The following is a 5761-nucleotide window of genomic DNA, read 5'->3' on the forward strand; positions in this document are numbered from 1 at the left end:
TCGTTATCGAAAAACGCCGATCATCAAAAACCAAACTCGCACCTTAGTATATTAAGCATGGTTGATGCCTGGTACCACCTGGGCGTAAACCCGTATGATAACCTGATATGTCAAACACCGCCGTTTAGGTTACGGTTAGGTATTGCCGAATACTTATTTAAGAATGAAGAGCTGCTGGAAGAATCGATAGAAACCGCATTGTATGATAAAACCATCCGCGGGGATGATCTGGAGTTTCACTCGGCAGTGCGGGAGTGGAGCGCCATCATCGGCTACGGCGACATGGAAGGCTACAAGAAACATTTTAACGAGGTCCAGGCGTTCTTTAAAGGCAGGCTGGAAGAAGGTAACAAGCAAAGCGCCGAGTTGATAAGGCGATTGATGGCAGGGTAGCCCTGGTGTTTGTCATCCTGAACTTCGCGAAGGATCTATTCGCGAACTGAGCAGTCGCCCGAATGCATGTCGGCAATAGATGCTTCAAACTTTCAGTATAAAAAGAGGGTGATTTGCGTTAGGGAGTGCAGCCGATACCGGCCCGCTTTTAATGCCTGTGCGCGTATGAGCGTAAAGCCCGGCCGCAGGCAACACCCACAAATTAAATGATGCAATGATATAAAAAATGCTTCGCCCTGATCGCGTATACTTTAGTACGGTTAATCCTGATAAAAAGCCGTTGTAATTATTCCTTTTCCGCTTAATGCATCTCCCACAAAACCAAGTATTTCCCTTTACCGAATATTTATTTAAAAATAACTTGATAACTATTTGAAAATTAATGTAAAGTTTCTATCTTTGCCGTCCCTTAAGGGGGAAATAATATGCCTTGAACGAAGCCCTACTGCTTCGATGGGCACAAATAAAATAAAGAAAATGTCAGGAATTATTGGTAAAAAAGTAGGAATGACCAGCATTTTCGATGAGGCAGGGAAAAACATTCCTTGTACAGTTATCGAAGCTGGCCCTTGCGTAGTTACTCAGATCAGGTCTGTTGAAACAGACGGGTATGCTGCTGTTCAGTTAGCATATGGCGAGAAGAAGGAAAAAAACACCTCTGGTCCGTTAAAAGGCCATTTCCAAAAAGCCGGTACTACTCCAAAACGTAAATTAGTTGAATTTAAAACTTTCGAAGACGAGAAAGCTCTTGGTGACACAGTTACCGTTGAGATCTTTGCCGCCGGCGATTACGTTGATGTAGTAGGTACTTCAAAAGGTAAAGGATTTCAGGGTGTTGTAAAACGTCACGGTTTTGGTGGTGTGGGTATGCAAACTCACGGTCAGCACAATCGTTTACGTGCCCCAGGTTCATTGGGTGCCTCGTCTTGGCCTTCACGTGTATTTAAAGGTATGCGTATGGCTGGTCAAATGGGTAACGTTCGTGTTAAAGTGCAAAACCTTGAAGTGGTTAAAGTATTTGCAGAGCAAAACTTAATCGTAGTAAAAGGTTCAATCCCCGGAGCTAAGGGTTCATTCGTAATAGTGGATAAATAAGATGGAAATCAACGTATTAAATCTATCAGGTAAAGAAACAGGTGCCAAGGTGCAGCTGCCTGAGTCCGTATTCGGAGTAGAGCCTAACGATCATGCTATTTACTTAGATGTAAAGCAGTTCTTAGCAAACCAACGCCAGGGTACGCACAAATCAAAACAACGTAATGAAATTGCAGGTTCGACCCGCAAATTACATAAACAAAAAGGTACTGGCGGCGCCCGTGCAGGTAGCATCAAATCTCCATTATTTAATGGTGGTGGTCGTGTTTTCGGTCCGCAGCCACGTGATTACAGCTTTAAGTTGAATAAAAAACTTAAATCACTGGCACGTGCATCAGCCCTATCATACAAAGCAAAGGATAACAATATATTGGTTCTTGAGGATTTCAATTTTGATGCCATCAAAACCAAAACATATGTCCAGATGGAAGCTGACCTTAATGTTACTAACGATAAAACGTTATTAGTATTAGCAGGTGTTGAAAACAACAATGTGTATTTATCAAGCAGGAACCTGAAAAAAACTAAGGTAATATCTGTTGAGCAGCTTAACACTTATGATGTGTTAAACGCCGGCAAACTTATCTTAACCACAGGCGCTGTTAAAACTTTGGAGGAAGCATTAGCTAAGTAATTATGGAAATTTTAAAGAAACCCTTACTTACTGAAAAGGTAACTCAATTAACTGAGAAGCTTAACCGTTATGCTTTTAAAGTTGATCACAGAGCTAACAAGATTCAGATAAAAGGCGCTATTGAGGCTATGTATGGTGTTAACGTTACAGCAGTTAACACAATGAAATATGTAGGTAAACTTAAAACCCGCAACACAAAAGCAGGTGCAGTGTCTGGCCGTGCGGCTACATACAAGAAAGCCATCATCACGCTGAAGGATGGTGAAACAATAGATTTTTACAGCAATATATAATATAAGAAATGGCAGTAAAGAGATTTAAACCGGTAACACCGGGTACCCGCTTCAGAATTGATGTTATCAACTCGGATATTACAACTAACGTTCCTGAAAAATCGTTGGTAGTATCAGCTAACACCAGATCAGGCGGACGTAACCACAGCGGTAAAATGACTATGCGCTACCTTGGTGGTGGCCATAAACAAGCATATAGGTTAATTGACTTCAAAAGGAATAAATTTGACATCCCTGCAAAAGTTGCAACTATTGAGTATGATCCGAACAGATCTGCACGTATAGCCCTGTTACATTTTGCTGATGGTGAAAAACGATACATGATCGCTCCGGAAGGCTTAACAGTTGGAACTATAGTAGTATCTGGCGAAGGTGCAGCACCAGAGGTTGGTAATACCATGCCTTTGAAAAACATCCCGTTAGGTTCTATCATCCACAATATAGAGTTAAACCCAGGCCAGGGCGGTGTATTAGCACGCAGTGCCGGTACTTATGCCCAACTATCAGCACGTGATGGTAAATATGCCATCATCAAATTGCCTTCAGGCGAAACACGTATGATACTGTCAACTTGTTTGGCAACTATCGGTACCGTTTCAAATGGCGAAAAAGCAAACGCTGTGTTAGGTAAAGCTGGCCGTAACCGTTGGTTAGGCCGTCGCCCAAGAGTTCGTGGTGTTGCCATGAACCCGGTAGATCACCCTATGGGTGGTGGTGAGGGTAGATCATCAGGTGGTCATCCACGTTCACGTAAAGGTTTGTTAGCCAAAGGTTACAAAACTCGTGACAAGAAAAAAGGATCAGATCGTTACATCATTGAAAGAAGGAAGAAATAATAATGGCACGTTCAATTAAAAAAGGACCTTACATAGATCATAACCTGGAAAGAAAAGTTCTGACCTTGAATGATGCAAGTAAAAAATCAGTTGTAAAAACATGGTCACGTCGTTCCATGATCTCTCCTGATTTCGTTGGTCATACATTCGCAGTACACAACGGTAATAAATTTATCCCTGTGTACGTAACAGAAAACATGGTTGGTCACAAGTTGGGAGAATTTGCACCAACCCGCACATTCCGCGGTCACGCAGAAAAGAAAAAATAAGGCATGGAAGCAACAACTAAAATCAAAAAGTCTGTATTGATCAGGCAACAGAAAGAAGCGGCTAAACTCGTAGTGGGTGGCTCTTCAGTTGCTAAATTACAGAACTGTCCAACTTCACCACGCAAAATGCGTTTGGTGGTTGATCTGATCCGTGGTGAAAACGTTGAGAAAGCGTTATACATCTTAAAATTTACAAACAAGGAAGCAGCTATACGTGTAGAGAAACTTTTGTTATCAGCCATTAAAAACTGGGAAGCAAAAAACGAAGGCAAACGTGTTGAGGATAGCGCTTTATTTGTTAAAGAAGTATCAGTAGGTGGTGGCCGTCAGTTAAAGAGGTTACGCCCTGCACCACAAGGTAGAGGTTTCCGTATCCGCAAACGTTCTAACCATGTAACTCTTATTGTGGATAGTAAAAACGATAACAACTAATTTGAAATGGGACAAAAAGCACATCCAATAGGTAACAGGTTAGGGATCATCCGCGGTTGGGATTCTAATTGGTTCGGTGGAAATCACTATGCCGACAAATTAGTTGAAGACGAAAAGATCCGCAAGTACTTATCAGCACGTATAAACAAAGGCGGTGTATCTAAAGTAGTTATAGAACGTACTTTAAAACGCATCACCGTAACTATCCACACTGCCCGTCCGGGTATTGTAATAGGTAAAGGCGGCGCCGAGGTTGATAAGATCAAGGAAGAGTTAAAAAAATTAACAAAAAAAGATGTTCAGATCAACATCTTCGAGATAAAACGCCCTGAGCTTGATGCCCAGTTAGTTGCCGAAGGTATTGCTAAACAACTTGAAGCACGTATCTCATTCCGTCGTGCCATGAAAACTACAATTGCTTCAACCATGAGAATGGGTGCTGAAGGGATTAAAGTGATGACATCAGGCCGTTTAGGTGGCGCTGAGATGGCACGTACCGAGCAATATAAAGAAGGAAGAATTCCTTTGCACACATTCCGTGCTGATATTGACTATGCTTTGGCAGAAGCCTTAACTACTTATGGTAAAATAGGTGTTAAAGTATGGATCTGTAAAGGTGAAGTTTACGGCAAACGCGATTTATCTCCAAACATTGGCGGTACAAGCAGCGCAAGCGGTAAAGGCGGACGCCCTGAAGGTGGCGCAGGTTTCGGCGGACGTGATAATGCACGTGGTGGCGAAAGAGGCGGCGAGCGCAGAGGTGATCGTAAACCAGGTGCCGGTGGCAATAACGACCGCAGAGGCGGTGGTGGCCGTCCAGGTGGACCAGGTCAAGGTGGTGGTAACCGTCCAGGCGGCCCGGGAAGAAGATAATAATAATTAGAAAAGACATATCCGTGAGGATATAAAAGCTTAATAAAATGCTACAGCCAAAAAGAACGAAGTTCAGAAAGATGCAAAAAGGCAGGATGAAAGGTTTAGCCACTCGTGGTACTGAACTTTCATTCGGATCTTTCGGTATAAAATCACTCGAAGCAGCTTGGATAACAAGCCGCCAGATCGAGGCTGCACGTATTGCTGTTACACGTTTCATGAAACGTGAAGGCCAGGTGTGGATCAGGATATTCCCTGACAAACCTGTAACCAAAAAACCAGCAGAGGTACGTATGGGTAAAGGTAAAGGTGCTCCCGAGTATTGGGTTGCAGTTGTACGCCCGGGCCGCATGATTTTTGAAGCAGAAGGTGTGCCTTTAGAAGTTGCAAAAGAGGCTTTACGCCTTGCAGCACAAAAGTTACCTGTGCAAACCAGATTTGTAACACGTAGGGATTACGTAGAAGCATAAACAAGTTAGCGGTTTTAAGTTCTTTTTATCAGTTAGATATTTGAGCTTGGAACTAAAAACTCAAATAACTAATAAAGAAAATGAAGAACTCAGAAATTTTAGAGCTTTCAACCGAAGAATTGGCAGCAAGACTGGGCGAGGAAAAATCAACTCTTACTAAACTGAAATTTGCTCACGCGGTTTCGGCTATTGAGAACCCAACACGTATCACAAAGGTACGTAAGGACATTGCTCGTTTAAATACTGAATTAACAAAGCGCAAGGCGGCGTCAGCTTCTGAACAGAATTAATTTTTAAGCGTCGGAAAACAATGGAAAGAAATTTAAGAAAAACACGTACCGGCCTGGTAGTAAGCAATAAGATGGAAAAATCTATTGTGGTTGCTGTAGAGCGGAAGGTGAAGCACCCCATCTATGGTAAATTCGTAAAGAAAACTACCAAATTTATGGCTCATGACGAAACTAAA

10 protein-coding genes and 1 pseudogene are annotated in these 5761 nt (G+C 42.5%); all 11 read left to right on the forward strand.

Going from position 1 to position 5761, the window contains the following annotated elements; all coding sequences use genetic code 11:
* Positions 1 to 393 (forward strand): annotated as a pseudogene (locus WC615_RS22190) (prephenate dehydrogenase); the annotation flags it as partial.
* Positions 394 to 870: 477 nt separating this feature from the next.
* Entirely contained in the window at positions 871 to 1488 is a 618-nt protein-coding gene (gene rplC / locus WC615_RS22195) for a 50S ribosomal protein L3 (RefSeq protein ID WP_129876531.1), read from the forward strand.
* A 1-nt stretch (position 1489) separates the two neighbouring features.
* Positions 1490 to 2122 (forward strand): 50S ribosomal protein L4, encoded by a 633-nt coding sequence (gene rplD / locus WC615_RS22200; RefSeq protein ID WP_372980229.1) that lies wholly within the window; start codon positions 1490 to 1492, stop codon positions 2120 to 2122.
* 2 nt (positions 2123 to 2124) lie between these two features.
* Positions 2125 to 2415 carry a 50S ribosomal protein L23 gene (rplW, locus tag WC615_RS22205; RefSeq protein ID WP_067059752.1) on the forward strand — a complete coding sequence of 97 codons (291 nt, stop codon included), beginning with the start codon at positions 2125 to 2127 and terminating at the stop codon, positions 2413 to 2415.
* 8 nt (positions 2416 to 2423) lie between these two features.
* Positions 2424 to 3251, forward strand: a complete 828-nt coding sequence (rplB, locus tag WC615_RS22210) for a 50S ribosomal protein L2 (protein WP_372980230.1) — start codon at positions 2424 to 2426, stop codon at positions 3249 to 3251.
* 2 nt (positions 3252 to 3253) lie between these two features.
* On the forward strand, positions 3254 to 3520 hold the full coding sequence (gene rpsS / locus WC615_RS22215; protein WP_067059750.1) for a 30S ribosomal protein S19: 267 nt from the start codon (positions 3254 to 3256) through the stop codon (positions 3518 to 3520).
* Positions 3521 to 3523: 3 nt separating this feature from the next.
* Positions 3524 to 3952: a 50S ribosomal protein L22 gene (gene rplV, locus WC615_RS22220; protein WP_067059749.1), complete on the forward strand. Its 429-nt coding sequence runs from the start codon at positions 3524 to 3526 to the stop codon at positions 3950 to 3952.
* Between the two features lie 6 nt (positions 3953 to 3958).
* Positions 3959 to 4825 (forward strand): 30S ribosomal protein S3, encoded by an 867-nt coding sequence (rpsC, locus tag WC615_RS22225; RefSeq protein ID WP_372980231.1) that lies wholly within the window; start codon positions 3959 to 3961, stop codon positions 4823 to 4825.
* 47 nt (positions 4826 to 4872) lie between these two features.
* The gene (rplP, locus tag WC615_RS22230) at positions 4873 to 5295 is read left to right on the forward strand and encodes a 50S ribosomal protein L16 (RefSeq protein ID WP_372980232.1); all 423 of its coding nucleotides are present in this window, start codon (positions 4873 to 4875) and stop codon (positions 5293 to 5295) included.
* Positions 5296 to 5375: 80 nt separating this feature from the next.
* Positions 5376 to 5585 carry a 50S ribosomal protein L29 gene (gene rpmC / locus WC615_RS22235; RefSeq protein ID WP_067059746.1) on the forward strand — a complete coding sequence of 70 codons (210 nt, stop codon included), beginning with the start codon at positions 5376 to 5378 and terminating at the stop codon, positions 5583 to 5585.
* Positions 5586 to 5605: 20 nt separating this feature from the next.
* Positions 5606 to 5761: uS17 family ribosomal protein (locus tag WC615_RS22240; RefSeq protein WP_372980233.1), on the forward strand; the 156-nt coding region annotated here is incomplete at its 3' end.

The sequence above is a fragment of the Mucilaginibacter sp. genome, assembly GCF_041663085.1.
Taxonomy (GTDB): domain Bacteria; phylum Bacteroidota; class Bacteroidia; order Sphingobacteriales; family Sphingobacteriaceae; genus Mucilaginibacter.

Coding starts and splice junctions, on each gene's coding strand:
- rplC (WP_129876531.1), top strand. CDS start 871: ATGTCAGGAATTATTGGTAAAAAAGTAGGAATGACCAGCATTTTCGAT.
- rplD (WP_372980229.1), top strand. CDS start 1,490: ATGGAAATCAACGTATTAAATCTATCAGGTAAAGAAACAGGTGCCAAG.
- rplW (WP_067059752.1), top strand. CDS start 2,125: ATGGAAATTTTAAAGAAACCCTTACTTACTGAAAAGGTAACTCAATTA.
- rplB (WP_372980230.1), top strand. CDS start 2,424: ATGGCAGTAAAGAGATTTAAACCGGTAACACCGGGTACCCGCTTCAGA.
- rpsS (WP_067059750.1), top strand. CDS start 3,254: ATGGCACGTTCAATTAAAAAAGGACCTTACATAGATCATAACCTGGAA.
- rplV (WP_067059749.1), top strand. CDS start 3,524: ATGGAAGCAACAACTAAAATCAAAAAGTCTGTATTGATCAGGCAACAG.
- rpsC (WP_372980231.1), top strand. CDS start 3,959: ATGGGACAAAAAGCACATCCAATAGGTAACAGGTTAGGGATCATCCGC.
- rplP (WP_372980232.1), top strand. CDS start 4,873: ATGCTACAGCCAAAAAGAACGAAGTTCAGAAAGATGCAAAAAGGCAGG.
- rpmC (WP_067059746.1), top strand. CDS start 5,376: ATGAAGAACTCAGAAATTTTAGAGCTTTCAACCGAAGAATTGGCAGCA.